Origin of the sequence: Streptomyces sp. PA03-3a (assembly GCF_033792735.1) — a bacterium.
GTDB lineage: Bacteria > Actinomycetota > Actinomycetes > Streptomycetales > Streptomycetaceae > Actinacidiphila.
Genome location: NZ_JARAVM010000001.1, coordinates 254,387 through 281,071 on the forward strand (window position 1 = coordinate 254,387; position 26,685 = coordinate 281,071).

29 protein-coding genes are annotated in these 26,685 nt (G+C 73.0%); 13 read left to right on the plus strand and 16 right to left on the minus strand.

Features of this window, described 5'->3' with window-relative positions; genetic code table 11:
- Positions 1–12 precede the first annotated feature (12 nt).
- The 4 genes from lplAB (at position 13) to PV342_RS01175 (ending at position 4,288) form a co-directional block, all read left to right on the plus strand.
- The gene (lplAB, locus tag PV342_RS01160) at positions 13–1,077 is read left to right on the plus strand and encodes a lipoate-protein ligase LplAB (RefSeq protein ID WP_392606440.1); all 1,065 of its coding nucleotides are present in this window, start codon (positions 13–15) and stop codon (positions 1,075–1,077) included.
- A gap of 138 nt (positions 1,078–1,215) precedes the next feature.
- On the plus strand, positions 1,216–2,319 hold the full coding sequence (locus PV342_RS01165) for an LLM class flavin-dependent oxidoreductase (RefSeq protein ID WP_500315595.1): 1,104 nt from the start codon (positions 1,216–1,218) through the stop codon (positions 2,317–2,319).
- A gap of 40 nt (positions 2,320–2,359) precedes the next feature.
- Entirely contained in the window at positions 2,360–3,547 is a 1,188-nt protein-coding gene (locus PV342_RS01170; RefSeq protein WP_406273449.1) for a CE1758 family FMN-dependent luciferase-like monooxygenase, read from the plus strand.
- 3 nt (positions 3,548–3,550) lie between these two features.
- Complete coding sequence (locus tag PV342_RS01175) at positions 3,551–4,288, plus strand: CE1759 family FMN reductase (protein ID WP_500315596.1); 738 nt, start codon at positions 3,551–3,553, stop codon at positions 4,286–4,288.
- 35 nt (positions 4,289–4,323) lie between these two features.
- Here the strand turns inward: PV342_RS01175 and PV342_RS01180 are convergent, their stop codons facing one another.
- Complete coding sequence (locus PV342_RS01180) at positions 4,324–4,701, minus strand: hypothetical protein (RefSeq protein ID WP_500315597.1); 378 nt, start codon at positions 4,699–4,701, stop codon at positions 4,324–4,326.
- A 331-nt stretch (positions 4,702–5,032) separates the two neighbouring features.
- Between PV342_RS01180 and PV342_RS01185 the strand changes: the two genes are divergently transcribed.
- From PV342_RS01185 to PV342_RS01200, 4 genes are all read left to right on the plus strand, one after another.
- Positions 5,033–5,734, plus strand: coding sequence for a TetR/AcrR family transcriptional regulator (locus PV342_RS01185; protein ID WP_400796959.1), 702 nt, complete (start codon positions 5,033–5,035; stop codon positions 5,732–5,734).
- 137 nt (positions 5,735–5,871) lie between these two features.
- Positions 5,872–6,405 (plus strand): hypothetical protein, encoded by a 534-nt coding sequence (locus PV342_RS01190; RefSeq protein ID WP_400796956.1) that lies wholly within the window; start codon positions 5,872–5,874, stop codon positions 6,403–6,405.
- 5 nt (positions 6,406–6,410) lie between these two features.
- Entirely contained in the window at positions 6,411–7,109 is a 699-nt protein-coding gene (locus PV342_RS01195; protein WP_400796953.1) for a DedA family protein, read from the plus strand.
- Positions 7,110–7,172: 63 nt separating this feature from the next.
- On the plus strand, positions 7,173–7,904 hold the full coding sequence (locus PV342_RS01200) for a hypothetical protein (protein ID WP_500315598.1): 732 nt from the start codon (positions 7,173–7,175) through the stop codon (positions 7,902–7,904).
- 16 nt (positions 7,905–7,920) lie between these two features.
- On the opposite strand, the gene PV342_RS01205 is transcribed toward PV342_RS01200, so the two are convergent.
- Complete coding sequence (locus PV342_RS01205) at positions 7,921–8,316, minus strand: DUF2267 domain-containing protein (RefSeq protein ID WP_500315599.1); 396 nt, start codon at positions 8,314–8,316, stop codon at positions 7,921–7,923.
- Positions 8,317–8,598: 282 nt separating this feature from the next.
- Here PV342_RS01205 and PV342_RS01210 point away from each other — a divergent pair, with 282 nt between their 5' ends.
- Complete coding sequence (locus tag PV342_RS01210; RefSeq protein WP_386993767.1) at positions 8,599–8,955, plus strand: DUF805 domain-containing protein; 357 nt, start codon at positions 8,599–8,601, stop codon at positions 8,953–8,955.
- Positions 8,956–9,051: 96 nt separating this feature from the next.
- Positions 9,052–9,723 (plus strand): ATP-dependent DNA ligase, encoded by a 672-nt coding sequence (locus PV342_RS01215; protein WP_500315600.1) that lies wholly within the window; start codon positions 9,052–9,054, stop codon positions 9,721–9,723.
- 75 nt (positions 9,724–9,798) lie between these two features.
- Here the strand turns inward: PV342_RS01215 and PV342_RS01220 are convergent, their stop codons facing one another.
- Positions 9,799–11,250, minus strand: a complete 1,452-nt coding sequence (locus tag PV342_RS01220; RefSeq protein WP_361013024.1) for an aldehyde dehydrogenase — start codon at positions 11,248–11,250, stop codon at positions 9,799–9,801.
- Between the two features lie 60 nt (positions 11,251–11,310).
- The gene (locus tag PV342_RS01225) at positions 11,311–12,162 is read right to left on the minus strand and encodes an oxidoreductase (RefSeq protein WP_500315601.1); all 852 of its coding nucleotides are present in this window, start codon (positions 12,160–12,162) and stop codon (positions 11,311–11,313) included.
- Between the two features lie 173 nt (positions 12,163–12,335).
- Between PV342_RS01225 and PV342_RS01230 the strand changes: the two genes are divergently transcribed.
- Entirely contained in the window at positions 12,336–12,881 is a 546-nt protein-coding gene (locus PV342_RS01230; RefSeq protein ID WP_386994505.1) for a TetR/AcrR family transcriptional regulator, read from the plus strand.
- Between the two features lie 27 nt (positions 12,882–12,908).
- On the opposite strand, the gene PV342_RS01235 is transcribed toward PV342_RS01230, so the two are convergent.
- The 6 genes from PV342_RS01235 to PV342_RS01260 form a co-directional block, all read right to left on the minus strand.
- Positions 12,909–13,169, minus strand: a complete 261-nt coding sequence (locus tag PV342_RS01235; protein ID WP_018560178.1) for a response regulator transcription factor — start codon at positions 13,167–13,169, stop codon at positions 12,909–12,911.
- Between the two features lie 231 nt (positions 13,170–13,400).
- Positions 13,401–16,277 carry a SpoIIE family protein phosphatase gene (locus PV342_RS01240; protein WP_500315602.1) on the minus strand — a complete coding sequence of 959 codons (2,877 nt, stop codon included), beginning with the start codon at positions 16,275–16,277 and terminating at the stop codon, positions 13,401–13,403.
- A gap of 47 nt (positions 16,278–16,324) precedes the next feature.
- Positions 16,325–16,585 (minus strand): hypothetical protein, encoded by a 261-nt coding sequence (locus PV342_RS01245; protein ID WP_400796931.1) that lies wholly within the window; start codon positions 16,583–16,585, stop codon positions 16,325–16,327.
- Positions 16,586–16,808: 223 nt separating this feature from the next.
- Positions 16,809–17,462: an FMN-dependent NADH-azoreductase gene (locus tag PV342_RS01250; RefSeq protein WP_018560175.1), complete on the minus strand. Its 654-nt coding sequence runs from the start codon at positions 17,460–17,462 to the stop codon at positions 16,809–16,811.
- 776 nt (positions 17,463–18,238) lie between these two features.
- Entirely contained in the window at positions 18,239–18,439 is a 201-nt protein-coding gene (locus tag PV342_RS01255; protein ID WP_018560173.1) for a hypothetical protein, read from the minus strand.
- Positions 18,440–18,653: 214 nt separating this feature from the next.
- Entirely contained in the window at positions 18,654–19,046 is a 393-nt protein-coding gene (locus PV342_RS01260; protein WP_400796926.1) for a hypothetical protein, read from the minus strand.
- Positions 19,047–19,428: 382 nt separating this feature from the next.
- Between PV342_RS01260 and PV342_RS01265 the strand changes: the two genes are divergently transcribed.
- Positions 19,429–19,908: a MarR family winged helix-turn-helix transcriptional regulator gene (locus PV342_RS01265; RefSeq protein WP_037731965.1), complete on the plus strand. Its 480-nt coding sequence runs from the start codon at positions 19,429–19,431 to the stop codon at positions 19,906–19,908.
- Between the two features lie 104 nt (positions 19,909–20,012).
- Here PV342_RS01265 and PV342_RS01270 read toward each other — a convergent pair whose 3' ends face one another.
- The 3 genes from PV342_RS01270 to PV342_RS01280 all read right to left on the minus strand — a co-directional run bounded on the left by PV342_RS01270 (position 20,013) and on the right by PV342_RS01280 (position 21,747).
- Positions 20,013–20,345, minus strand: coding sequence for a hypothetical protein (locus PV342_RS01270; protein WP_400796923.1), 333 nt, complete (start codon positions 20,343–20,345; stop codon positions 20,013–20,015).
- A 176-nt stretch (positions 20,346–20,521) separates the two neighbouring features.
- A complete protein-coding gene (locus PV342_RS01275; RefSeq protein WP_400796920.1) occupies positions 20,522–21,160 on the minus strand; it encodes a DUF1345 domain-containing protein in 639 nt (212 codons plus the stop codon).
- Positions 21,161–21,273: 113 nt separating this feature from the next.
- Entirely contained in the window at positions 21,274–21,747 is a 474-nt protein-coding gene (locus tag PV342_RS01280) for a carboxymuconolactone decarboxylase family protein (protein ID WP_018560168.1), read from the minus strand.
- A 109-nt stretch (positions 21,748–21,856) separates the two neighbouring features.
- On the opposite strand from PV342_RS01280, the gene PV342_RS01285 reads away from it, so the two are divergent.
- Positions 21,857–22,591: a class I SAM-dependent methyltransferase gene (locus tag PV342_RS01285; protein ID WP_400796917.1), complete on the plus strand. Its 735-nt coding sequence runs from the start codon at positions 21,857–21,859 to the stop codon at positions 22,589–22,591.
- Positions 22,592–22,665: 74 nt separating this feature from the next.
- Here the strand turns inward: PV342_RS01285 and PV342_RS01290 are convergent, their stop codons facing one another.
- From PV342_RS01290 to rpmG, 3 genes are all read right to left on the minus strand, one after another.
- Complete coding sequence (locus PV342_RS01290; RefSeq protein WP_400796914.1) at positions 22,666–24,966, minus strand: esterase-like activity of phytase family protein; 2,301 nt, start codon at positions 24,964–24,966, stop codon at positions 22,666–22,668.
- Between the two features lie 281 nt (positions 24,967–25,247).
- A complete protein-coding gene (locus PV342_RS01295; protein ID WP_400796912.1) occupies positions 25,248–26,423 on the minus strand; it encodes a GTP-binding protein in 1,176 nt (391 codons plus the stop codon).
- A 49-nt stretch (positions 26,424–26,472) separates the two neighbouring features.
- The gene (rpmG, locus tag PV342_RS01300) at positions 26,473–26,637 is read right to left on the minus strand and encodes a 50S ribosomal protein L33 (RefSeq protein ID WP_400796909.1); all 165 of its coding nucleotides are present in this window, start codon (positions 26,635–26,637) and stop codon (positions 26,473–26,475) included.
- Positions 26,638–26,685: the final 48 nt, after the last annotated feature.

Here is a 26,685-nt window from a genome sequence, read left to right on the forward strand (position 1 = left end):
GTTGTCGTCGTCATGCACGGTGAGTACAAGGTGCCCGGTGGGAAGCTCGTGGTCGTGGACCTCGACGATCACGACGGGGTGCTCCGCAACGTCCGGGTGGCCGGCGACTTCTTCCTCGAGCCGGACGAGGCGATCTCCGCCATCGACCGCGCGCTCGAAGGCGCCCCCGCCGACACCGACGCCGCCGGCCTCGCGGCCCGGATCGAGGCGGCCCTGCCCGAGGGGACGGTCATGTACGGCCTGACCGCGGAGGGCGTCGCGGTCGCCGTACGGCGGGCCCTCGCCCAGGCCACGGACTGGACCGACTACGACTGGCAGCTGATCCACCAGGCGCCGCAGTCCCCGGCCCTGCACATGGCCCTCGACGAGGTGCTCACCGCCGAGGTCGCGGCCGGGCGCCGCCCGCCGACCCTGCGGGTCTGGGAATGGGGCGGCCCGGCGGTCGTCATCGGCAGCTTCCAGTCCCTGGCGAACGAGGTCGACGCCGACAGTGCCGCGCGCCACGGCCTGACCGTCGTACGGCGGATCTCGGGCGGCGGCGCGATGTTCGTGGAGCCCGGGAACACCATCACCTACTCCCTCTCGGTCCCCGCGTCACTGGTGTCGGGGCTGTCGTTCGCCGACTCCTACGCCTACCTCGACGACTGGGTCCTCGACGCCCTTGGCGACATGGGGATCAAGGCCTGGTACCAGCCGCTGAACGACATCGCCACCGAGGCCGGCAAGATCGCCGGCGCCGCGCAGAAGCGGGTCGTCGCCCCGGACGGCGGGGCGGGGGCGGTCCTGCACCATGTGACGATGTCCTACGACATCGACGCCGACAAGATGCTCGAGGTGCTGCGCATCGGGCGGGAGAAGATGTCCGACAAGGGCACCCGCAGCGCCCAGAAGCGCGTCGACCCGCTGCGCCGCCAGACCGGGCTGCCGCGCGAGGCGGTCATCGACCGCATGATCGAGTCCTTCCGGGCCCGGTACGGCCTCACCGACGGAAGCGTCACGGCCGAGGAACTGGCCCGTGCCGAGGAACTCGTCGCCGCCAAGTTCGGCTCCCCGGAGTGGACCGCCCGGGTGCCGTGACCCCGCCCGGGTACCGGCGGGACGGGCCGGGCCTCGGCTTGTGAGCCGCGTCCCGGGCGCGGATCACATGGCCACCCACTTGTTTGACGAGTCAATGATGTGCATATTCTTGACACGTCAAACACTTGGAGGTGCGCCATGGAGGCGGAAGCGTCGTTCCCCGTCGTCATCGGCATCGACAGCTTCGGGGACGTCACCAAGGACGCCGCGGGACGCCCCCACGGTCACCCCGAGAACCTCCGCGCGCTGGTCGAGGAGGGCGTGGCGGCGGAACGGGCCGGGCTGGACTTCTTCGGGCTCGGGGAGCACCACATCGAGGAGATGCCGCTCTCGGCCCCCGACCTGGTGCTGACCGCCGTCGCGGCACGCACCTCGCGGATCCGGCTGGGCTCCGCCGTCACCGTGCTCAGCTCCGACGACCCCGTGCGCGTGTTCCAGCGGTACGCCACGCTCGACGCGCTCTCGCAAGGGCGTGCGGAGGTGATCCTCGGCCGCGGGTCGAGCAAGGAGTCCTTCCCGCTGTTCGGCTTCGACCTCGCCGACTACGAGCGGCTCTTCGAGGAGCGGCTGGAGCTCTTCGCCGCTTTGCGCACCGAGCGCCCGGTCACCTGGTCGGGCACGACGCGGGCCGCGCTGCCCGGACTCCAGGTGTTCCCGCGCACCGCCTCCGGCGCCCTGCCGACGTGGGTCGGCGTGGGCGGCAGTCCGGCGTCGGTCGTCCGGGCGGCCAGGTACGGGTTCAACCTCATGCTCGGCGCCATCGGCGGCAACCCGGCCCGCCTCGCACGGCTCACCGAACTCTTCCGCCGCTCCACGGCGGAGGCGGGGTACGGACCGCGGCCGATCGGCCTGCACTCGCCGGGGCACGTCGCCGCGACCGACGCACAGGCGAGCGAGGAGTACTGGCCGTACTACGAGAGCTTCATGCTGGAGGCCCGCCGCGAGCGGGGCTTCCCTCCCATCACCCGCGCGTACTACGAGCACGAACGGGCCTACGGCTCGCTCTACGTCGGTTCGCCCGCGACGGTCGCCCGCAGGATCGTCAGGACCATGCGCGTCCTCGGCGCCACCCGGTTCGACCTCAAGTACGGGATGGGCCCGATGCCGCACGCGCACCTGATGGAGAACATCCGGCTCTTCGGCACCGAAGTCGCCCCGCGCGTAAGGGCGGAGCTCGCCTCAGGGGCGACGCGGCAGCCGGACGCGCCCACCGGCGTGCACTCCCGGACCGCGGACTTCTGAACCTCCCCCCATCCTCCGCACACCAGAAGGACGAACCACCATGCAATTCGGCATCTTCGGAGTCGGCGACGTCACGCGGGACCCGGTCAGCGGACGCACCCCGAGCGAGGCGGAGCGCATCGACGCGATCGTCCGCATCGCCCGGCGCGCGGACGAGGTGGGCCTGGACGTCGTCGCCATCGGCGAGCACCACAACCCGCCGTTCATCCCGTCCTCGCCGACCACGATCCTGGCCCACATCGCGGCGCTCACCGAGCGGATCACACTGAGCACCTCCGTGACGCTGATCACGACCAACGACCCGGTGCGCATCGCGGAGGAGTACGCGATGCTGCAGCACCTCGCCAAGGGCCGGGTCGACCTCGTCCTCGGCCGCGGCAACACCGCCCCGGTCTACCCCTGGTTCGGGCAGGACATCCACAAGGGCGTCGAGCTGGCCCTGGAGAACTACAACCTGCTGCACCGCCTGTGGCGCGAGGACGTCGTGGACTGGGAGGGCAACTTCCGCTCGACCCTGCAGGGCTTCACCTCCACCCCGCGCCCCCTCGACGACGTGCCGCCCTTCGTGTGGCACGGCTCCATCCGCACCCCGGAGATCGCCGAGCAGGCCGCCTACTACGGCAACGGCTTCTTCGCCAACAACGTCCTCGCGCCGTACGGGCACTTCGAACGGCTCGTCGCCTTCTACCGGCAGCGGTTCGCGCACCACGGCCACGGCACCCCGGAGCAGGCCATCGTCGGCCTCGGCGGCCAGGTCCACATCGCCAGGCGCTCGCAGGACGCGGTCGCGGCGTTCCGCCCGTACTTCGAGGGGTTCCCGCTGTTCCGCGGGAGCTCGCTCGACGAGTACCGCAAGCTCACCCCTCTGTCGGTGGGCAGTCCGCAGGAGGTCATCGACAAGACGATGGACTTCCGGGAGCGCTTCGGCGACTACCAGCGGCAGTTGTGGAACGTGGACGGCATGGGCCAGCCCCTCGAGGCCGTGCTGGAGCAGGTGGAACTGCTGGCGACCGAGGTGGTGCCGGTGCTCCGCAAGGAGATGGCCTCGCTGCGCGCCCCGGGCGTGCCCGACGCCCCCACGCACGCCGGCCTGGTGCGGGCGAAGTACGGTGACGCACGGCCGCGGCAGCCGCGGCCCAACCCCAACCGGGGGGACAACGTCACGGGCGCCTCGCCGTACCAGGACGGCGATCCGTCGGTCGGCGCGCGACGGCCCCTGGTCGGCTGAGCCATGAGCACCGAAACCCGGGCCGGCGACGTGTCCGCCGAAGGCCCGCTCACGCTCGTCGTGGTCGACGCGGGGGTGAGCGACCCCTCCTCGTCGAGGCTGCTCGCCGACCGCATCGCCCACCGGGCCGTCACCGCGCTGGGCGAGCAGGGCCGCACGGCCACCACCCGCTCGATCGCACTCGGCCCGCTCGCCGTCGACATCGCCCGCGCGATCGTCTCCGGACATCCCGGTGAGAGCCTGCGGGCGGCGATCGGCGAACTGGCCGCCGCCGACGGTGTGATCACCTCGACCCCGGTCTACACCGCGGGGGTGAGCGGCCTGTTCAAGTCGTTCTTCGACGTCCTGGACGACGACCTCGTCGTCGCCAAGCCCGTCCTGCTCGCCGCGACGGCCGGCAGCCCGCGTCATGCGCTGGTCGTCGAGGACCAGGTCCGCCCCATGTTCGCCTACCTGCGCGCTCTTTCCGTCCCGACGTCGGTCTTCGCCGCCCCCGAGGACTGGGGCGCGTCGGCGCTGGGGGACCGCATCGGCCGGGCGGCCGTCGAACTCGCGGCGCTGATGGCCAGCGGCGTCGGGGACGCGATCGCCGACCGGGCCTGGTCCGGCTACCGGCACCGGTTCGACGGCAACGCCACGCGGGCCGAGCACACCGCCGCCGAGGTCGACTTCGACACCCCGCTCATGCGCCTGGCGGCCGGGGGAGCCCCGTTGCGGAAGGACGCCTCCTCCGGCTCCTGAGCCGCCGCCCGCGGTCCGTGGATGCCGGTGTCCCGTCAGGAGCGGTCCGCGATCGGGCCCTTCGCCGCGGCGGGTTCGGCCGCGCCCCGGCGGGGCACCAGCCACGCGGCGAGGACCGTGCCCACCCCGGCGACGCCGAGCGCGGCGAAGCCGCAGGTACCCGGCCTCGGCGGACGGCCCGCCGTCGCCGGCGCGGGCGCCGACGATCCCTCCAACGACCGCCGCTCCCAGGGCGCCGCCGACGGTGCGGACGTTGGCGCTGACCCCGGCCGCCGCGCCCGTCTGAAGGCGGTCACGACCCACGTGAGGTGCGTCTGTGTGGTGCCCGGCTCCTTCCGCAACCGGGGCAGCACCGGGTTGCTCAGGGACTGCGGCAGGGCGAAGGCGAAGCCGCCCAGCAGGACGACGGCCACGATGGCGCGAGGCCGAGCGGGGCGCCCCGGGCGCGGGGAACGAGGGGAACGAGGGGCTGTGCGTGCTGGCATGGGGGCCTTCCCCGGGTTCCAGGACCACCCCTACAACCCGGACTTCCTCGACACACACGCTCATGACCTGGGTCGCGGCACGGACGAGCCGCCCGCGCGTCTTCGTCCGACGACGGTACGGCCGGACGATAGGCGCACGACCGGCCCCGCGGTCCCCCGGCGAGGAGCCGGGGGCCGATCGCCGGCTCCGCGCCGGTGCCCCGCCCGGACCCCGCGCTGCTCCATCCGGAGAGCCCTCTCCGCTTGGTAGCCTGGATGTATGGCAGCGACCGAGAGCCCCCGATCCGCCGAACGGGGACTGCGCGCGGACGCGCTGCGCAACAGGCGGCGCATCGTGGCCGCCGCGCGCCAGATCTTCGAGGAGCGGGGTCTCGACGCGCCGATGGACGAGGTCGCCGAGCGCGCCGGAGTCGGCGCGGGCACGCTCTACCGGCGCTTCCCGTCGCGCGAGGAACTGGTGGAGGCCGCCTTCGCGGAGGAACTGACGCAGGTCGGGGCCATCGCCGAGGAGGCGCTGCTCTGCGAGGACCCGTGGACGGGTTTCAGCACGTTCGTCGAGCGGCTGTGCGGCGCCATGGCGGCCGACCGCGGCCTCAGTGACCTGCTCGTCCTCAGGCTCCCCAACTCGCGGGTCGCCGCGGGCTCCTGCGAGCGCCAGAACCGTGCCGTGGCCGAACTCGTGCGCCGGGCACAGGAGGCCGGGGTCCTGCGGGAGGACGTCGTTCCGGAGGACGTCCTGCTGTTCCTGATGGCCAACGCGGGCGTCATCGAGGTGACCCGGGGCGCCGCCCCGCACGCCTGGCGGCGCCTGGTGGCCTTCCTGCTGGAGGCCTGCAGGCCCGTCCACGCGGGGCCCCTGCCGGCCGCGCCCACCCCGCTGCAGACCGAACGCGCGCTGCTGGGGAACGCCGAGGCCAAGGGCCTGCGGGCGCCGGGCCGCCCGGTTCACGGCCCCGGCTGACCGTATCGCCGGGCCGGCGGGCGCTGTTAGGTGCGTCACGGCGGAAATAAGTGGAGAGCCACGTCCGGTTGCCTGATCGGAAGACGATCTCGACGCGCCGCCGTGGCGACGCTGAACCGGCTGATCAGGAGGCCGCGGTGAACCCATCCCCATCCGCGAGTGATGGCTGGACGGCGCTGGGCCAGGACGCGGCACACGCGCTCGACCGAATCCACGCCGTGGCCCCCTGGCCGCTGATGGCGGTGACCCTCCTCTGGCTGGCCAACCGGCATCCCGCGGTCTACGTCCGGGTCGCCGTGGCACTGCTGCTGTCCAGCGCGGCCGGGCTCGCGCTCTCCGCGTCGATGGGCCGCGTGCCGGTGCGCGGGACGTCCCCCGCCCGTGACTACCTGGCGGACTACTTCGCCCTCCCCGGTGCCGGGGCGGGCTGGTACCTCCTGACGGCGCTCGCCGTCGTCGCCACCGTTCCGGCCGCCTGGGCGCGGATCGCCGTGGCGGCGGTCGCCGCGTCCTCGGTCGCGGCGGCGGTGGCGACCGCCGACGACCCGGTGGCCGGCTTCCTCCTCGCCGCGGGCGTGCCGGTGCTCGCCTGGTTGACCGCGCGCCTCGTGCCCTACCGGCGGCGGGTGCGACGCGCTCCCGAAGCGGCGCCGCTGCGGCAGGCGGGCTGACGGCCATGCACCTGGACGGCTTGATCGAGGCGGCCGGATGGTGGACGTACGCCGTCGTGTTCGCCGTGACGGCGGGGGAGACCAGCGCGTTCGTCGGTCTGCTGCTCCCCGGGGAGACGGTCATCCTCCTGGCGTCTGCCATCGCCGGCCGGGGGGACCTCAACCCCCTGCTCCTGGCCGCCGTCGTGGTCACCGGCGGCATGCTCGGTGACAGCCTCGGCTTCGCGCTGGGACGGCACTGCGAGCGGCACCCGGGCAGCCGCATGCACCGGATACGGCCCGACAGCCGGACCGGACGCGCCCAGCACTTCCTGGTGCGGCACGGCGGGGCGGCGGTGTTCACCGGTAGGTTCGTCGGTTTCGTCCGCACCTTCCTGCCCTTTGTCGCGGGCGCCTCTGGCATGCCGTACCGCCGCTTCTTCCTCTACAGCAGCGCCGCGTCGCTGGTCTGGGGCGTCGGCAATGTGCTGCTCGGCTACTTCGCCGGTGCAGCCGCCACCGAACTGCTCCACCGGGCGGGGCTCCTGGCGATCCCCGTGCTCGTGGTCGCGGGCGCCGCCGCGCTGGTCGCCACCCGCCTCCTGGCCCGGCGCCGCCGCGGGGCCGCGCGTTCGGCGTCACGGATCGTGGCGACGGGCGGTGCCGCCAAGCGCGCGCCGGAACAGGACCGGGCAGGCGCGTACACCTCCGCACGGGAGTCCTGAGCCCGGCCCGTGGTCCGCCGCCGTGCCGCGCGTCGCGCGATCGCCCTGGCTAGGATCCCCAGCGTGCCCGAGACCGAGACCGTGACGGCAGGCGAGCGCCCCGACCTTCGGGAGCAGGCGCGGGCCGCGCTCTGGGGCGGGTGGCCGGAGTTCATCCTGCACGCCCCGTCCTCGGCGGAGTACCGCCGCCGGGCGCGGGCGTACTTCCCGCGGTTCGACGTGCTGCTGCTGGACGGCGGCGAGGTGGTGGCCGGCGGAGCCGGGGTCGCGCTGTGCTGGGACGGGGAGGCAGGCACGCTGCCCGACGGGTACGACGCCGCCATGGCCGCGGCGGTGACCGGGCACGAGGCCTGCGTCGTGCCGGACACCCTCTGCGTCATGGTCGCGGCCGTGCGTCCGGACCGCCTCGGCGGCGGACTGGCCGCCAGGGTGCTCACGGCGCTAGGCGACCGCGCCGGGGAAGCCGGGCTGCGACGCGTGATCGCGCCGGTGCGGCCCACGCTCAAGGCACGGTACCCGCTGACGGCGATGGAGGACTTCGCCGGCTGGACCCGCCCGGACGGCCTGCATCTCGACCCCTGGATCCGCACCCACCAACGGCTCGGAGCGACCGTCCTCGCGGCCGCGCCGCGCTCCATCACCGGCACCGTGGCCGAGTGGGAGGCGTGGGCGGGCATGGCCTTCCCGCGGACCGGCGGCTACGTCGTCCCGGGAGCACTCGACCTCGTGGAGGTCGACCGTGAGCGGGACCGGGGCGTCTACGCCGAGTCCAACCTCTGGATGCGGCACCTGTAGCCCTCGCGGGCCTCCGTCAGGCGGCGCTGACGAGGTCGTTGCGGCCGAAGAGCGGGGCGTAGTCGCAGGGCAGTTGACGGAGGACGCGTGTCGTCAGGTCGCGTCCGGCCAGCCGGGCGACCACGGTCAGCACGGTGCAGCTGTCCCAGCGTGCCGTGGCCGTGGTGCCGCCGGAGCGGGCGGCCAGGTCCTCGACGAAGGCGCCGCAGGTGATGGGCCTGATCTCCGGGATCTCGGCGGTGAAGACGAGCGCCGCCTCGACGGGCAGGCACGCGGCAAGCGCGACGCGTTCGTCGCCGATGAGCCGGCGGCCCAGGGCGGCGAGCACCGCGCGCACGGCCTCCTCGGCCCGCTCCCGAGTGGGGTAGACGCCGTCGTACCGCACCCGCTCCAGCATGTGGTCGAACGTCATGGACGCCGTGGGCCGACCCGGTTGGGGCTGGGGGGACATCGGAGGACCTCCGCGGTGGGTGTGCGTGCCGGCCGGTTAATCCGGCTGTTCGCGCCGCGCCTACCCCGAAAGCGGCGGTGTATGACTGCCGGACCCCCATCGCGGCGGTACGAGCGGAACATCATGAAGCGGATCAAGGACTTTTACCGCCGGATATCTTGACCCGTGCACTACAAAATCGTACATTCCGCCTGCCCGACCGCACCGGACGGGCCTACGGTCGTCGACCTTGGGGGGTTCCGTATGCACTGGTACCTGGACGTGCTCAAGCAGTACGCCGTCTTCGGCGGACGCGCGCGCCGCACCGAATACTGGATGTTCGCGCTGGTCAACCTGGTGGTCAGCATCGTGCTCCTCTTCGTGGGGCGCGCCATCGGCTTCGACTACCTGCAGTCGGTCTACGCCCTCGCGGTGCTCCTGCCCACCCTCGGGGTGTCCGTCCGCCGCCTGCACGACACCGGGCGTTCCGGTTGGTGGCTGCTGATCGGCCTGGTGCCGATCGTCGGCGCGATCGTTCTGCTGGTCTTCTTCTGCATCGAGGGCGGGCCCTCGGAGAACCAGTACGGCGCGAACCCGAAGTTCGCCGGCACACCGGCATGACCTCCACGCGGCCCGCTCCCGGCCGGCCAGGCCGGGGCGGGTCCGCGACGCCCGGGCCGTGCGGTGTTTGATTCGCCGGTCGGGGGGTGTGGGGGGATGCTGGTGTATATGGGTACGCGTGTTCCTGCGGATTCCGTGGTTCGGGCCGATCTGCCTGCGTGGTCGCCGATGCTGGCGGTGGCGGGGCCGTTGCCGGGGGCGGCGGCGGAGGCGGAGTACGGGTTCGAGCCGTTGTTCAACGGGGCGCGGGTGCTGGTGTATCTGCCGGGGGACGGGCGGGTGCGGTTGGTGTCGGGGATCGGGCAGGACGTGACGGCGGGGTATCCGGAGTTGGAGGGGTTGGCGGGGGTGTTGCCGCCGGGTCTGGTGGGGGTGCTGGACGGGGAGGTGGTGGCGTTGGGGAAGCATGGCGGGGTGTCGGTGGAGCGATTGCAGCGGCGGATGAGTGTGCGGCATCCGGCGGCGGTGGCGGAGGCCGCGGCGGCGATGCCGGTGCAGTTGGTGGTGTACGACATCTTGCATCTGGGGGAGCCGGTGTTGCATTCGCCGTTCACGGCGCGGCGGGCGTTGCTGGATGATCTGGGGGTGTCGGGGCCGCATGTGGTGGTGCCGCCGTACTGGCCGGCGATGGCGAGTGAGGCGTTGCACTACATCCGGCAGGAGGGGTATGACGGGGTGGTGGCCAAGCGGTTGACCAGTACGTATCTGCCCGGTCGCCGCAGCCGTGACTGGATCAAGGTCAAGAACCTCCACGCCGACGGCACCTGACCCCCGCTCGCGCCGCCGCGGCCGGTGACCGCCGGGCCCGGGGCGCGCCACACCGTCCGGGCCCGGCCCGCCCCGTCACCGCCGGCGGGTGATGGTCTTGTACTCGACGTAGCCGGTCAGGCCGACCGCGCCGTACTCGCGGCCGACGCCGCTCGCCTTGTGACCGCCGAACGGGCCGTCGAAGCTCATCGGGGAGCCGTTCAGGGTGACGGTGCCGGTGCGCAGCCGGCGGGCGACCGCCAGTGCGCGCTCGGGGCTCGCGGTCCAGACGCCTCCGGACAGGCCGTACTCGGAGTCGTTGGCGATGCGCACGGCGTCGTCCTCGTCGTCGTAGGCGATCACGACCAGTACGGGGCCGAAGATCTCCTCCTGGGCGATGCGCATGCCGTTGTCGACGTCCGCGAACACGGTCGGGGTGACGTAGTAGCCCTGCTCCAGCCCGGGCGGCACCTCGGGGCCGCCGGTGACCAGGCGGGCGCCCTCCTCGATCCCCAGCCTGATGTAGTCGATCACGCGCTGCTGCTGGTCGCGGCGGATCATGGGACCGATGAAGGTGTCCGGCTCAGAGGGGTCGCCCACCTTCAGCGACTCCACCATCTCCTTCAGGGCCGTGACGACCTCCTCGTAACGGCTGCGCGGCGCCAGGATCCGGGTCTGCAGGATGCAGGCCTCGCCGTTGTTCGCCAGGGAGCCGAAGCGCAGCCCCTGCATCACGGCGGGCAGGTCGGCGTCCTCCAGGACGACGGCCGCGGACTTGCCGCCCAGTTCGAGGCTGATCCGCTTGAGCTGCTCGCCGGCGATCGAGGCGATCCGCCGGCCGGCGCGGGTCGACCCGGTGAAGGCGATCTTGTCGACGTCCGGGTGCGAGACGAGGTGCTCGCTGGTCTCCCGGTCCGCGGGCAGGACGCTGAGCACGCCTTCGGGAAGACCCGCCTCGTGGAAGAGGTCCGCCAGCAGCATCATGCTCAGCGAGTTCTCCGGGGAGACCTTCAGGACCACGGTGTTGCCCGCCAGCAGGGCCGGGGTGAGTTTCGCCGTGGCCGCCGAGAAGGGCGAGTTCCAGGGGATGACGGCGGCGACCACGCCGATGGGCTCGCGCCTGACGACGGTGTCGAAGTCCACCGAGGGGTCGGAGGGTTCGAGGACCTCCTCCCAGCCGAGCTCCGCCGCGGCCTTGAGGTAGGCCGCGACCTGGCGGGTCAGGAACGGCTGGCCGGCCCTGGTGAACCAGCCCGCCGAACCGTTCTCGGCGGATATGGCCGCGGCGATCTCGTCGGACCGGGCCTCGCGCAGCGCGTTGACCCGGCGGATCACCTCCTGCCGCTCCTTGGGGTCGGTGCGCGGCCAGGGGCCGTGGTCGAAGGCCTCGCGCGCCGCGGCCACGGCGGCGTCGACGTCCGCGTCGGCCGCCTGGGCCACCCGGCCGAGCACGGAACGGTCGTGGGGGGAGCGGATGTCGAGGAGGAGGTCCGGGTCACTGGGGGTCACCCAGGAGCCGCCGATGTAGAGCCTGTCGCGAATGATCATCAGTCATGTCCTTCCGGTGGGGGCGAGGGAGTGGGAGACGGCGGGGGCCGGGCCCGGGGGTCAGATGGAGCGGGGTACGGCCGGGTGGTCCGTGGAACGGCTGACGTCCGCCCACGTCCTGGCCTCCGCGAGCCGGGCCTCCTCGGCGCTCAGCGCGATCTCCAGGGCGTCGCTGCCGAGCAGCAGGCGGCGCGGGGGCTCCTCGGCGCCGACGACGTCGACGATCGCGCGGGCCATGCGGGCCGGGTCGCCGGGCTCGTGGCCGCTGTAGGCCGCGAACCGCTCGCCCCACAGCCCGACGGTCTGCCGGTAGTCGGCCGTGATCGGGCCCGAGGTCAGCGCGGCGCCGGCGGCCCAGCCGGTGCGGATGCCGCCCGGCTCCACGATGGTCACCTTGATGCCGAGCGGGGCCACCTCGTTAGCGAGGACCTCCGAGAAGCCCGCGACGGCGAACTTGGCGGTCTGGTAGGCGCTGAGGCCCGGCGTGCCGCCGACGCGGCCCCCGATGGACGAGATCTGCACGAAGTGTCCCGAACGCCGGCCGCGCAGCACGGGCAGCGCCGCCCGCGTCACGTTGACGACCCCGAAGAGGTTCGCCTCGACCTGCGCGCGGAACTCGTCCTCCGGGAAGTCCTCCACCGTGCCGTTGGTGGCGTAGCCCGCGTTGTTGACCACGACGTCGAGGCCGCCGAAGCGCTCGACCACAGCCGCGACCACGTCCCGGGCGCCGGAGGGCGAGGTGACGTCCAGCGCGAGGCTCTGCAGGCGCTCGGGGTGGGCCTGCGCCAGTCCGGCCAGTGCCTCCGGCCTGCGCGAGGTCACGGCGACCTGGTCCCCGGCCTCCAGCGCCGCAACCGCGAGGGCCCGGCCGAGACCCTGGGAACCACCGGTGATCAGCCACGTACGTGCCATGGAACGTTCCTCCTGTCCTGTGACGAGCGCTCCCGGGCCGATAGGTGGAACCGAGATCACTGTGGAAGCTCGTCGACTAACTGCAACACCAATGTAGCACTGATGATTGCTGATGCTGCGGTAGTGATGGTGATGTACGTCTAACTGCGACTCGCTGTTATCATGTCGCCATCATGAGAGCTGATGCGGCACGTAATCTCGCAGTGGTCCTGCGCACCGGGGCTCGGCTGCTGGCCGAGGACCCGGGCACCTCGATGTCGGCCATCGCCACCGCGGCGGGGGTGGACCGGACGACCGTCCACCGCCGCTTCGCCACGCGCGAAGCGCTGCTCAATGCGGTCTTCCACGCGAAACTCGACTCCGCCGAGCGCGTCCTGGACGAGGCGCGGCTGATGGAGGCACCCGTGCCCGTCGCCCTGCACCGCTACGTGGAGAGGATCGTCCCCGTCAGCCGCGAGTGGCCCGTCGACACGCGCCGCATGATGCGGCAGGATCCCGACGCGGACCGCCGGCGCGCCGAGCAGAGCGCGCGGCTGGACGCCTTCCTGCGGCGCGCCGCCGACGAGGGGTATCTGCGTCCCGACGCCTCCCCGGAGTGGGTGAGGGCGACCCTCGACCAGCTGGTGGACACCGTCGCCCACCGCTTCCCCGACGTGGAACCGCCGCGGGCGGCCGACCTCGTGGTGGACACGTTCCTCAACGGTTTCGGCCGGTCCTGACCTCGCGGGCGGACGGGGCCGTACGGCTCACAGTCCGAGTGCGATGGCGGTGCGGGTGAGTTCGGCGGTGCTGTGGATGCCGAGCTTGGCGCGGATGCGGCGGAGGTAGGCGTCGACGGTGTGCTTGGACAGTCCCATGTGGCGGGCGGTCTGGAGGTAGGTGCGGCCCGCGGCGATGTGGCGGAGGGTCTCGCGTTCGCGGGGGGCGAGTTCGGGGAGCCCGGTGCCGGTGTCGGCACCCGTCTCGGCGTCGGTGTCGGCGGGGGGCGTGGCGGGTGCGGGGCTCATGGGGGTGTCCTTCGGCGGGGCGGCTGTCGTGGCTGCTCGCGCCCTCGGAAGCGGGAGATGGATGTCCGTTTAGGGCGTTTTGCCCTACATCCACCACCTTCGCGCTGTGGCGTCTTCGCCCTGTCCGCCGACTGTCACAGACGTGTCACATCGCGGCCCCCGGCCGGCGGCCCCGCCACCACCGCCCGTGCGGTGCCGCTGTCCGCGAAGGGGAGCCGGACCGCCGGACGGTCACTCGAGGGGCGGTACGGCGTCCAGGTCGAACGGCTGCGGCGACGGCACGCGGACGTCGGGGTCGGGCAGTTGCTGTGCCGTCCAGATGCACTTGCCGTTCGGGGTGTAGCGGGTGCCCCACCGCTGGGACAGGGAGGCGACGAGCTGCAGTCCCCGGCCGCCCTCGTCGGTCTCGGACGCGTGACGGATGCGGGGCATCGTCAGGCTGTCGTCGGAGACCTCGCAGACAAGGTCGATGTCCCGCAGCAGCCGCAGTGCCATCGGGCCCCTGCCGTGGCGCACGGCATTCCCCACCAGCTCGCTGGCGAGCAGCTCCGTCGTCGGGGTCAGCTCCTCCAGGCCCCAGGCGGCCAGCTGGTCCCGGACGTGCCTGCGGGCGATCCCGGCCGCCCGCGGGTCCTCGGGGAGCGGCCAGCAGGCCATCCGGTCCTGGGCGAGCGCGTGGACGCGGGCGACGAGGAGTGCGATGTCGTCGCTGGTGGTCCGTCCGACGGGGAGCAGCCCCGAGATGAGGGTGTCGCAGAGCGTGCCCAGGTCGGCGCTGTCCGCGTCGGCCAGGAGCCGCGCCAGGTCGCCCAGGCCCTCGTCGATCTCGCGCTCGGAGGACTCGACCAGCCCGTCGGTGAACAGCACGAGCATGCTCTCCTCGGGGATCTGCAGCTCGACGCTCTCGAACGGCTGCTCGGCCGCCCCCAGGGGAGGGTTCGGCGCCGCCTTCGGGAAGCGCACGGTCCCGTCGGGATGCACGACCGCGGGCGGGGGGTGCCCGGCGCGCGTGACCGAACAGGTGCCGGTGGTCGAGTCGTAGAGGACGTACAGGCAGGTCGCGTAGGAGTCCGAGCCGAGTCCGCCGACGATGTCGTTGAGATGCCCCATGATCTCGTCGGGGGGCAGTTCGAGGCCGGCCAGGGTGTGCACCGCCGTACGCAGGCGCCCCATGGTGACCGCCTCGGACAGGCCGTGACCCATCACGTCGCCGATGACGAACGCGACCCGGCCGGCGGACAGCGGGATCACGTCGTACCAGTCGCCCCCGACGTCCGCGCCCTGCTCGGTCGGCAGATAGCGCGCGGCGAGCTCGCAGGACGGCAGCGCGGGCAGTTGCTGGGGGAGCAGGGCGCTCTGCAGCTCCCGGGAGCGGGTGTGCTCGGCGTCGTAGAGTCGTGCGCGTTCCAGGGCGTGGGCCACCAGGGCGCTGATGGCGCTCAGCAGGGTGCGCTCCTCGTCCGTCAGGCGCCGCGGCTGGTCGAAGGCGACCACGCAGACGCCGAAGGTGAGCCCGGAGGCGGTCAGCGGCAGGAAGGCCCACGATCCCTTCCCCGACAGGTGCGGGCGGTCCGCCATCGCGGGGTAGCGGGCCGAGTACTCCTCCGCGGAGGAGACAAAGACCGGCCCGCTGGTCGAGATCGCTTCCCACACCGGGTCGTTGGCGCCCCGGGGACGGCCGTGGAGGTTGTCGAGGAAGGACTGGGGGTAGCCGACCGACCCCACGTTGTAGGCCCTGCCGTCCTCGAGCGCCTGCACCAGCAGCCCGGTGGCGGCGAACGGCGGCAGCACGCGCTGGGCGACGGCGTCCACCACGTCGCGCGAGGTCGTCGCCTTGGCGAGGGCCGCGGTGAGTTCGGCGATCCGTGCCGCGCGTTCGCCGGCCGCGCGCTCTGCGGCGGCGCGTTCGGCCTCGTGCCTGCGCCGCTCGGTGACGTCCGTGAAGTAGAGCGTCACTCCGTCGGGCAGCGGGACCAGCCGGACCTGGTAGCAGGAGTCCGTGTCCGGCATCCGTACGTCGAAGCTCGTGGGCGCCGCCTTGGCCGCGGCCTCCCGGCAGCGGGACTCCAGCCCGGGGACCTGCCGCACCGAGGGCAGCGTCCAGAGCACCCGGCCGAACAGCTCCGCCTCGGAGGAGCCGAGCACGTCCTCCGCCTCCATGTTGACGAAGGTGATCCGCCAGTCCTCGTCGGCGGAGAGGAAGCCGTCGCTCATGTACCGCAGCGCGCGGCTCAACGCGTCGCGCGCGGACCGGGACTCGTTGCTCTCCCACGCCGTGCCGATCATCCGGTACGGCTCGCCCCTGTCGTCCAGGACGACCTTGGCGCGGGTCTCGGTCCACCCGTAGCTGCCGTCCGGGCGGCGCACCCGGTACTCGGCCTCGAACACGCCGTGGTCCCGGATCGCCTTCTCGGCGGCGGCGAGCGTCCAGCGCAGGTCGTCGGGGTGCACGACCTTCATCCAGCTCTCGACCCGGGGCACGAAGTCGGCGGGATCGGTGCCGTAGACGGCCATGGCCGCGTCGTCCCAGGCGAGTTCGCCCGTGCGGATGTTCCAGTCCCATGTGCCCACCTCGACGGCCTTCAGGGCCTGCCGCAGCCGGCTGCCGCTGGGTTCCTCGTGTGTGGGGCGGGTCGGGGGCGGGGCCTGGTCCACGCGTTCCTGCGCCCAGGCGGTCACCGCCTCGAGGAAGCGCCACTGCTCCTCGGTGGGCTCTCCGGCCGGGCCGGTCACGACGGTCAGCGACCCCACCGAGCTCACGCCGTCCGACAGCGCCACGGACGCCAGCCCCGTGCCGGGCCACCCCTTCCCCGCCAAGGGCCGGACCGCGCCCGCAGAGCCGTCGGCCGCCCACACGCGCCCGCGCCGCCGCACCGCGCGGGCCGGGACCGCGGGGCTCTCCTGGTCGATGATCTCCCATGGGCGTACGGACCCCGAGGACAGCCCGACCGTCGACACCAGGCGCAGCGCCGACATCGGCCCGCACAGGTGGACCGTGCCGCCCAGCCCGTCCAGCTCGGCGACCGCGTGCTGCAGTGCGAGCCGGAGCACCTCGCCTTCGGCGATGCCCTTCTCCACAGCGGCGAGCAGCGCCAATCGGTCGTTCACCATGTAAATGTACATTTCGTGAGGAAAGCTGGCAGGCGAGGCAGGCCTTACCTCGTAGCCCGGTTCCGCCCGGGTTCCGGCTCGCCGTCGGGCCGCGGGCCGCGCGAGGGTTCCCCCTGGACGTGCAGGCGGAAGAGGGCGTGCAGTACGTCGTCCGACATGCCGGCCAGGACGGCCTCCGGTGTGGTGGCCATCGCCTGCGCGAGGTCGTCGACCAGGTGTGCCAGACCGTCGATGACGGTCTCCTGAGCGCCGGAGGCCGGGCCGGGGGCGGCGGGGCCGTGGTGGGTGGTCGTCTGGTTGCTCATGCGCATCTTCCGAACGGGGCGCGGTCGCCGCGGCGGGAGGCCGTGCGAGGTGTGCTGGACAGGGTCAAGGCTGCGTCAACGCGGCGGCGCCGGCCACGGAACGCTGTTCCTATGCCTCCCGGTACCAGGCCCGGCGCGAGCCGGCCGTGTCCTGCCCGTCCCCGGTGGGGCAGCGGCGGACAGGGGCAGGACACGGGCGGGGCGCGGGCAGGACGGGCAGGCGTCAGGCGGCCCTGACGCGCTGCGCGACCTCCTTGCCCTTGGTGGTCGCGTCCTCCAGCGCCCGGGCCCAGGAGGCCTCGGCCAGCGGGACGAGTTCGGCCATGGCCGGGTTCGACGCCGCCGCGGTGAGTTCGGGGACGATGAAGTCCAGCTCCAGGCCCATGTACTCGCCGAGGATGGCCCGCAGGTAGTTCTGGACGTACTCGGAGGACTCCCGCGGGGTGCCGGGCGCGTACGAGCCGCCGCGGCTGGCGATGACGGTGACCGGCACGCCCTTCACGCTGGACGTGTCACCCGTCGTGCGGCCGACCATGAGGACGTGGTCGATCCAGCTCTTGAGCGTCGAGGGGATCGTGAAGTTGTACATCGGGGCGCCGAGGAGCACGGCGTCGGCCCGCTCCAGCTCCTCGATCAGGGTCAGCCGGCCCGCGAAGGCCGCTTCCTGCTCGGGCGTGCGGGACGGGGCGTCGACGAACGCCGCGGAGAATCCGTGCACGTCGAGGTGGGGAAGCGGGTCCGCGGCGAGGTCGCGGTAGAGCACCGTGCCGTCCGGGTGCTGCTCGCGCCAGGCGTCGCGGAAGGAGAGCGCGACGGTGCGGGAGCGGGAGTCGGAGCCCGGGTGGAGGGAGGAGTCGAGGTGCAGCAGGGTGGCCATGTGAAGTTCCAGTTGCGTCAGGTGGGTTCGTGTCCCCGTGGGGCGGCTCCCCGGCGTCATGGCGCCGGGGAGCCCGGTGGCCCGCGTCGCCGGGGGGTGCGAGGTGCGGGTCCCACGTCTCCACCGTGGAGCACCCGGCTGCCGCGACCCAAAGAGGGGATTAGCCGCTAACTTTTGGTAAGTGGGGTGGTGTGCGGCGGCGAACCCATCCGGACGGATGGGGAGTTGACATGCGAAGAGGGCGCCTGCCCGAGCTGCAGCGGGGGCGCCGGAGGGGGCGTCGGCGGGGCGGCGGATCGCCGCGTCGTTCGCGCGCGTGGGGGCGTGCCCCGGTGTCGCGCCGGACGGCAACCGGAGCCCCGACCGCGCGTTCGGCCGCCGGATGGCCGGCGCGCAGCGATCCGAAGTCGTCCGCGACGACGTTCACGGGGTGCGGATCGCCGTGGAGGCGGACCGGACGGAGCCGGTCCGTGAGGCTGGGGGCGGAGGCGGCGCCGAGTCGCCGCCCGGACGCGCGCGGCGGCGCGGCGAGGGGTGCGGGCCGTCTGCCGGGGCGTGTGGTGCGCGCGGGCTCGCGGCCGGCTCGCCCTGCAGGCGCCGGACTCTGTTGTCCCGTACGGGGGCGGCCCGGTAGGGGCGGAGGCCGGCGAGGTCCGGGAGCGGGTCCGGCGCTAGGGCGCGGACCGGCGGTTCGTCGGCGCCGGAGCCGGTCACGGAGCTCGGGGCACGGAGCCCGGGCCGGGGAGCCCGGTGACGCGCGGCGGCGCCGGGGTGGTTCAGTCCTGGCCGGAAGCGTCCAGAGGGCGGCGGTGGGTGCCCATGCCCGGGGCGCCGATGGAGGCGAGGTCCTCGCCGGCGGGCCGGCCGCGGTGCCGTCCGGTGCCGGAGGCGGTGGCCGGGGTCTGCCGGCGCCGCATCGCCACGAAGGCGCTGGTGAGCAGTCCGCCGGACTTCGTCGTCGGGATGGCCTTGAGCATGGTGCTTGTTCTCCGGGTGTTTCGGTGTGCCGGCGGGATCAGCGGGATCAGCGGCATCAGAGGAGGAAGGGGAGCGGGAGCCGGCCGGTGCCGGGCCGTGCGAGGACGGTGCGGCTCGGCACCGGTGCGGCTCCCTGCCCTGGCGGACGGTGCGTGGTCGTCCGGTCGCCGGGGCGCGCGTGGTCCGGCGGGGTGTGCCGGATGCGGTCGCGCCTCAGCGGACGGGTCCGTGGCCGTAGGACTGCCCGTAGTCGTCCCACTGCCCGTGGCCGTGGGACTGCCAGACGGTCACCCAGTGGCCGTGGGTCCAGCGGGCCAGGCGGTGGCCGTCGAAGCGGTAGAGCTTGCCGTCGTACCCGTGCCAGTACTGCACCTGGTGGTGGCCGTAGTCGTAGTGGTGGCGGGTGATCTCGTTGTTCCAGCGCCGGTCGTCGTTCCCGGCGCGGTCGCCGGTCCTGTCCCATGCCGTGTTGACGGACACGGTCTGCCGGTCCTGGCCGGAGGGCCGGGGAGCGGCCGAGGCCGAGCCGGTGGCTCCGAGCAGGGCGGTGCCGGCGAGTGCCACCGAGGCGGTGGAGGTGGCGATGATGCGCGTCCACTTGTTCATGACTGGTCGTCTCCTTGTTGTGCCCCTGTGTGGGGGCGTCGGACGACGGTCCGGCCGGTGGGCCGGTCCCGGTCGTGCGGAGCGATTCCGCGGGGCCGCCGGGGCGGGGCTCCTGGTTCGCAGGCGCTGGATCCGCTGGGATCGGCGTCGCTGTGAATCGCTGGTGAATGGAACCTAACAGATGATTGAGGAGGGTCAATCATTTGAGGGATGTGACGATCGCCTCGGGCAAGGAATCCGGAGAAGTGGAATAACTTGGGCCTGAGGTCCGCCGGAGCTGCGGCGGATTGTCCGTTCATGGGTGGAACGTGTGCACCGGAATCGTTGAAGGTCATGGATTAACCACCCCTCACGATGGTTGGTGGCGCGCTATGATGAGTCCATGGCAGTGAACGAGATCGCGATTGAGGGTGCTGCAGGCGGCGACCCGCTGGAGCAGCTCGGTTTCCTGCTGGCCCGGCACGGCGCCATCGCCGACAGCCGCGTCCGGCGCGCCTTCGGCTCGTGCGGCCTGGCGCCGCGGGCCGGAGCCACGCTGATGCTGCTCGGCGGGTGCGGGTCCATGGGGCAGCAGGGTCTTGTCTCGGCGCTCGAGGTGGATCCGAGCGTCATGGTCGCGATCCTCAACGACCTGGAGTCCGCGCAGCTCGTCGAGCGCCGCCGCGACCCGGCGGACCGGCGCCGTCACATCGTCGCCATCACGGACCGGGGGCGCGGCGTCCTGGCCGAGGCCCGGGCCGCGGTGGACGAGGTCGAGCGGGGGCTCTTCGGCGATCTCTCCCCGGAGGAGGTCACGGTGCTCCGCGGGCTCCTGGCCCGGGTGCGGACGTCGCCGGGCGAGGAGTTCTGCTCCGAGGGGTGACCCCGGGCTCCGTTCCGGCGCGCGTCCGTGCGCCGGAACGGGAACAGCACCTCCGGTGGCCGGAGGTGCTGTGGTCTTCGGGTCGGCGGGAGGTCGCCGGACCCTCAGTCGAGGATCACGCCGTTGTTGATGGTGCCGTTGTTGACGTTGGTTGAGTTGTTGTTGCCGACGACGATGATGATGCTGCCGTTGCCGCTGCTGTTCGGTCGGTTGCCGCCCTGGTTCCAGCGGCCGTTGTCCCGGTCCCGGTCCCAGTCGCCGTGCCCCCCGCCACCGCCGTGCCCGCCGCCCCTGCCGGAGGTCTTCGCGGCCGCGGCGTGCGCCTCGGACGGTGTGGTGGCGGCGAACGCGGTAGCGGGGATCAGTGCGCCTCCGGCGGCCAGGGTGGTCGCGGCGGTGAGGGTGACGAGGCGCTTGGTGAGGTGGGTGCGGGCCATGGTCGTCGTCCTTCGGGAGCGGTGGTGGAGGGGTTCCGGCGGTGTCCGGTGGGTTGCCCCTGGGGGGCGTGAACCCGATGCCTCCAGTAAGCCGGGCGCAGCGCCCGGCGTCATGTCGCTGCAATTCGGGACTTGACATGAATTCCGCACCCGGGGTACAAGCCCGCGGGTCGGCGTCAGCCGGTGACCATGCCGGCGACCAGGTTGATGGTGGTGGCCAGGATGCTGGTGCCGAAGACGTACGACAGCAGCGAGTGCCGCAGCACCGTGGCACGGATCGCCGGGCTGGAGACGTCCGTGTCGGAGACCTGGTAGGTCATGCCCAGGTTGTAGCTGAAGTAGAAGAAGTCCCGGTACGTCGGCGGGTGCGGGGAGTTGAAGTCGATCCCGCCCGTCGGGACCGCGTGGTACAGGTAGCCGTAGCGCGCGGCGTACATCAGGTGGAGCGCCGCCCAGGCCATGAACACCCCGCCCAGCGCGGTCGCCGCCGCGGCGTGATCCCTGTCGGAGCCGCCGCGCAGGAGCAGGACGACGATGGCGAGCAGCCCGCACAGGGCCGCGCCGACCACCACGAGTTCTTCGACGACCGGCCGGAAGTCCTCCCGCCGCGCGTTGCGGTGGGTGGCGGCCGCGTCCATCGGCCACAGCACGAGCCAGCCCGTCACGACGAACACCGTCTCCGTCGCGGCGATCCCGGCGAGCACCCCCAGCGACGCGTCCGACAGGACGCCGCCGACGAGCGCGCCGGCGGCCGCTCCGACGACGATCGCGCCTGCCAGTCGGGGGACCGCCGAGAGCGGCAAACCGGTGCTCATGCCGCATCACGCTACAACCCAGCCCCCATGGTTCACGGCAGCGGCACTTGGCACCGCGCGAAGGGGCGGCCGGCGGTGCCCCGGCCCGTGGGCACGGGCCGGGGCGTCCGTCCTCAGCCGAACTGGCCGGGCCGGTAGTCGCCCGCGGGCTGGCGGTTGACGACGTTGACGCGGTTGTAGGCGTTGATGACGGCGATGAGGCCGATCAGGGCGACGAGCTGGTCCTCGTCGTAGTGCTTGGCGGCGTTCGCCCAGACCTCGTCCGTCACGCCGCCGGCGGCGTCGGCGATGCGCGTGCCCTGTTCGGTGAGTTCGAGGGCGGCGCGCTCGGCCTCGGAGAAGACCGTGGCCTCGCGCCAGGTCGCGACGAGGTTCAGGCGCACCGAGGTCTCACCGGCCGCGGCCGCCTCCTTGGTGTGCATGTCGGCGCAGAAGGCGCAGCCGTTGATCTGGCTGGCGCGGATCTTCACCAGTTCCTGGGTCGCGGCCGGCAGCCCCGACTCCGCGGGCACCTTGCCCGCCGAGTTGAGGTGCTTGAAGAACCTGAGCGCGAGGGCGTTGCCGAACAGGTTCACGCGGGCTTCCATGGCGGTCTCCTCCTATGTGGTGACGGTTACGCAGCCATGACGGACGGGCCGGTGGAAATGTGACGTCCACGGATGTGACACGGGTCCCACCCCGGGTAGCGTCGCCCCCATGGCCGACGAGGAATTCCGGGACCCGCGGCTTGCCGCGCTGTACGACGCCCTCGACGACCCCGGCCGCGGCGACCTCGACGCGTACACCGCGTTGGCGCGGGAGTACGAGGCGCGCCGGGTCCTGGACATCGGCTGCGGAACGGGGGTGTTCGCCCTGCGCCTGGCCGGGCTCGGCATCGAGGTCGTCGCCGTCGACCCGGCAGGGGCCGCCCTCGACGTCGCCCGGGCCAAGCCGGGCGGCGAGCGGGTCCGGTGGATCCACGGTGACGCGACAGAGCTGCCGCCGCTGCGCGTGGACCTGGCGACGATGACGGCCAACGTCGCCCAGGCGATCGACGACCCCGGGGCGTGGCGGGAGACGCTGCGGGGGGCGTACGAGGCGCTGCGGCCGGGCGGCCGTCTGGTGTTCGAGACCCGGGACCCGGCGAAGCGCGCATGGGAGGGCTGGAACCGGGAGGCGTCGCACCGGGTCGTGGACGTGCCGGGCACCGGACCGGTGGAGTACTGGGTCGAACTGCTCGACGTCAGCGGGCCGCTGGTGACGTTCCGTTGGACCTACGTTCTGGCCGTCGGCCGGGAGACGCTGACCTCGACCTCCACCCTCCGGTTCCGCCGGCGGGAGGAGGTCGAGGCGGCGCTCACCGCGCAGGGGTATGTCCTCGACGAGGTGCGGGACGCCCCGGACCGGCCCGGCCGGGAGTTTGTCTTCCTCACGCGCCGTCCGGAGGCGTGACCGGCCCGCACGGGCCTGACGCGTACGGCCGCCGGTGGAGCCGGCGGCCGTACGGAGGAGGGCGGCGCGGACGATCAGCGCTTGCCGAAGACCTTCCTGGCGGAACCGAGGTCCATGAAGACCGTCTCTCCGGTGGCGTCGGCCAGGCCGTCGTTGTCGGTCACGGCGTAGACGTGGCCGTCACCGCCCACGGTGAGGCCCTCGAGCTTCTCCTGCGTCCACCCCTTCGTCGCCCGCAGGTCGGGCAGCACGTCGTGGGCCAGCGTCTTGGGCAGCACCTGGAGCGGTCCCGACGGGGCGGCGGACTTCGGCATGTCGACCGTGTACACCCGCTTGATCCTCGCGGCGGGGCCGTTCAGCTTGTCCCGCTCGATCAGGGCGAGCTTGTCGCCGACCGCCGTGATCTCGGACAGGCCGATCCAGTCGCCCGGGGTGTCCGTGGTGCCGATCCGGTAGCCGAACCAGCTCCACGTGCCCGACGCGACGTCGTAGCGGCCGATCCGGACGACCCCGGCCGGGTCGCCCTTGACCTCGCGCTGCAGGGTGGCCCAGACCACCTCGCGGCCACCCCGGTCGGTGGTGGCGGTGACGCCCTCGAAGCCCTGCTTCGCCAGGCCCGCGGCGACGTCGGCCGGGAGCGGGACGACCTGGCGGGTCACCCCGTCGCGGTCGAGGCGGACCAGCTTGTTGCCGTCGCCGGTGGCGCCCTCGACGGCGAGCCAGAAGCCGCCCTGCGGACGGGCGTGGATGCCCTCGGCGTCGTAGCCGACCGGCTTGCCGTCGGCGTCCTTGACGGTCAGGGCCCGGGTGATGACCGCCGGCTGCCGCGAGGTGTCGATGGTCATGATCTTGGTGACGGAGTACGCCGCGTCGGTGACCGTGTACAGCTCGTGCGGCCTGCCGGGGACGGCGGACAGCGCGCCGAGCGCACCCCAGCCGATCGGCGAGCCGTCGGAGTCCGTGGCCGAGACGACGCCCGGGAACGAGGGGGTGCCCTCGCCCAGCCGGAACAGGCTCACCGAGGCGCGCACGTTGACCGAGGCGTCGTCCTCCTCGCCGGAGACCACGAGCAGGTCACGCGACGGGATCGGCAGCAGCCCCTCAGGGCCGTTGGTGGTGGCCAGCATCTGGCGGAAGACCGGGGCGGTCGGGCGGCTGACGTCGTACACGGCGACGAAGTTGCTGCGCTCGGAGCCGACGAAGGCGTACCGCACGCCGTGGAAGGTGGCGACGACCACGCCCTCCGGCTCGGTGCCCTTCTTGGCCGCGCGGTCCTCGTTGTGCAGGCCGTAGCGGACGGCCAGGCGCTCGAAGCTGTTGCCCGCGTCCCAGACGACCTTGCCGGTGCGGCTGTCGAAGACGGTCCAGCCGCGCGTGCCGCCCTTCCAGTCGCCCTCGTTGGCGGTCGCGAAGTAGCGGTCGTCGATCCAGTTGACGGCGTCGGGCTCGCGCCGCACGTCGGTGATCGAGCCGCTCTGGTCGATGACGCCGTCCTTGACGGTGTCGATGCCGCGGACGGTGGCCGTGCCGGCGGTGAAGGCCTTGGTGATGCGGCCCGTCGGCAGGTCCATCAGGACGACGCCGTTGTTCTCCTGCAGCGTCACGGCCAGCTGGTCGCGGCCGTTGACGGCGACGTACTCCGGCTCCGGGTCGGTGGGCTCCACGATCCCGGCGGCGGACAGCACGCGCAGCGCGGTGCCGTCGGGGCGGGTCAGCGGCACCGCCCGGGTGCTCCAGTGCTGCGGCGCGGCGCCCTTGAGGTCGACGATCTGCACGAAGCCGGCCGGGGCCTGGGGCAGGTCGCCCTCCTCGCCGCCCGGCGGGGTCGCCTCCTCGTCGCGCTCGTTCTCGATCGCGATCGCGGCGTACCGCTTGTCCTTGGTGACGGTGATGGAGTCCGGCTGACCGCCCAGGTCGAAGCTGGTGACCCGCTTGCGGTCGCGCAGGGATATGACGTCGAGACGCCCGGAAGGCGTGGAGTAGCCGCTGCTGGTGTTCACCACGACCAGCACGTACTGACCCACCACGGCCACGGAGGTCGGCTCGTCCTCGGCGTCGCCCAGCTCCGCCAGCGACAGCGTGCCGATCCCGCGTGGGCTGCCCGGGTCGGCGATGTCGAGGAAGCCGATCCGGCGCGCCAGGGCGTCGGTGTAGACCAGGGTGCGGCCGTCCTCGCTGACCGCCGAGATCTCGGCGACGGTCGCCGTGGCCGGGTCCTCGCCCGCGGGGCGGTTCTGGAAGACCGGGTACGTGGCGGTGCGCTGGAAGGTGGGCGTCACGTGCGGGTGGTGGGCGCTCGCCGGGCTCGCGGCCACCAGCGTGCCGGCGGCGACGGCCGCGGTCGTGAGCGCGGCGTAGGTTCTCTTGGGGAGCATCGTCTCTCCGTTGCGCTGCGGTCGGAAAGGCGATCATCTCGCCGCCGGACCAGCGCGATCGGGCCCACAGGTGAACAACCGGCGAAGATCGCCCGCACGGTACGACCGGAGTGCCCCGGTCCGTACGCATGCGGGGGCGGCCGGCCCGTCAGGCGGTCCCGCCCGGCGGCGACGCGGCCTCCGCGATGTCCAGCCGCGCCTCCTCCACGTCCAGCAGGGACTGCACGCGGCGCAGCACGGTCGTCATGGTGCTGTCTCCGGTGGTCGTCGTGGGGTGCGGTTCAGGCCGCGTGGTCGAGGAAGCCGTCGAACGCGTGGGGGAGGCGGCGCCAGCCGTCCGGACCCGCCGCGTACTCGGCGTCCGTGAGCAGGCAGCGGTCGAGGGTGGCCACGAGTCCTTCGCGGTCCAGGCCGGGCGAGGTGAAGGTGAGGTGCTGGCCGCGGTCGCCGTGCTCCGGGTGCCAGTCCAGGGCGGCCGCCACCCGCCGTTCGGGCGGCACGATCTCCCATGCCGCGTCGGGGAGCGCGGCGAGCCACGGCCCGACGTCCTCGATGCACAGCGCACCGCCGGCGGCCTCCCAGGAGAGCAGGGTGTCGGGGTGGTCTGCCAGCCAGAAGCGGCCTCGGCTGCGCGCGGCGGCGCAGCTGAGGTCCTCCAGGGCCGCGTGCAGCCGGCCGGGATGGAAGGGCCGGGCGGAGCGCCACACGAGGGTGGCGACGCCGTGGGCGTCGGCCTCCTGGGGCAGCAGCGCACAGGCTGGATGCTGCCGGGCCGCGGCCGCGGCGACGTCGAAGCCGGACCGCGCGGCCGGGGCGAGCCGGCCGGTACCGATGGTGACCTGGCGTGCCGTCGGGTGGAGCTGGGTGAGCAGTTCGACGTCGCCGGGGTCTGCGTCCTCGCCCGGCGCGAGGGCGAGGACGCCGGCGTACTCCAGTTGCCTGGCCAGGGTGTCGGCGACCGTGCGGTGGTCGCCCGGAGCGAGGGCGAGGCCGTGTTCGGCGAGGTCGTCGCCGCAGCCGATGTGGTCGAGCAGGAGGGCGGGGTCGACGCAGGTGACCACCCCGGCCGCCGTCAGCAGGCTCCCCGAGAGGGTGCCATCGGGCAGCCGGGTGCCGACCAGGACCTCGGCCATCGCCTGTGGCTCCACCGAGTCCCACAGCTCGACGACGGCGAGCCGGCAGGACGGGTCCGCGGCCAGCGCCAGCAGTTCGGGGAGCAGGTCGGCGCGGAGCGCGCAGCAGGCGCAGTCGTTCACGAGTTCGGTGTCGGTTCGGGAGAGGACACCGGCGCGGTCACTGAGGATCCGCCGGACGGGTCCGCCGACGGCGGGCCGCAGGTCGTGGTGGAGGGCGAGGGCCCCGGCGGTGGAGTGCAGGAGTTCGCGCACCGCGGCCCGGCGGGCCTCGGCGTGCAGACCGCCGACGAGGACGACGGGCAGCTTGGGGCTGCTGTCCACGGGAGGTGCCTTTCGTGTCAGGGGTCGAGCGGGTGGGAAGGGGGGCGGGTCAGCGTTCCTCGCGGAACTCGACGTGGCGCCGGACCACGGGGTCGTACTTGCGCAGGACCAGGCGGGCGGGGTCGTTCCGGCGGTTCTTGCGGGTCACGTAGGTGTGGCCGGTCCCGGCGGTGGAGCGGAGCTTGATGACGGGGCGTAGGTCGGTGCGTGCCATGCCGGGTACTATACAGAACTGGTTTTCATTTCCAATAAGCTCTGAGCC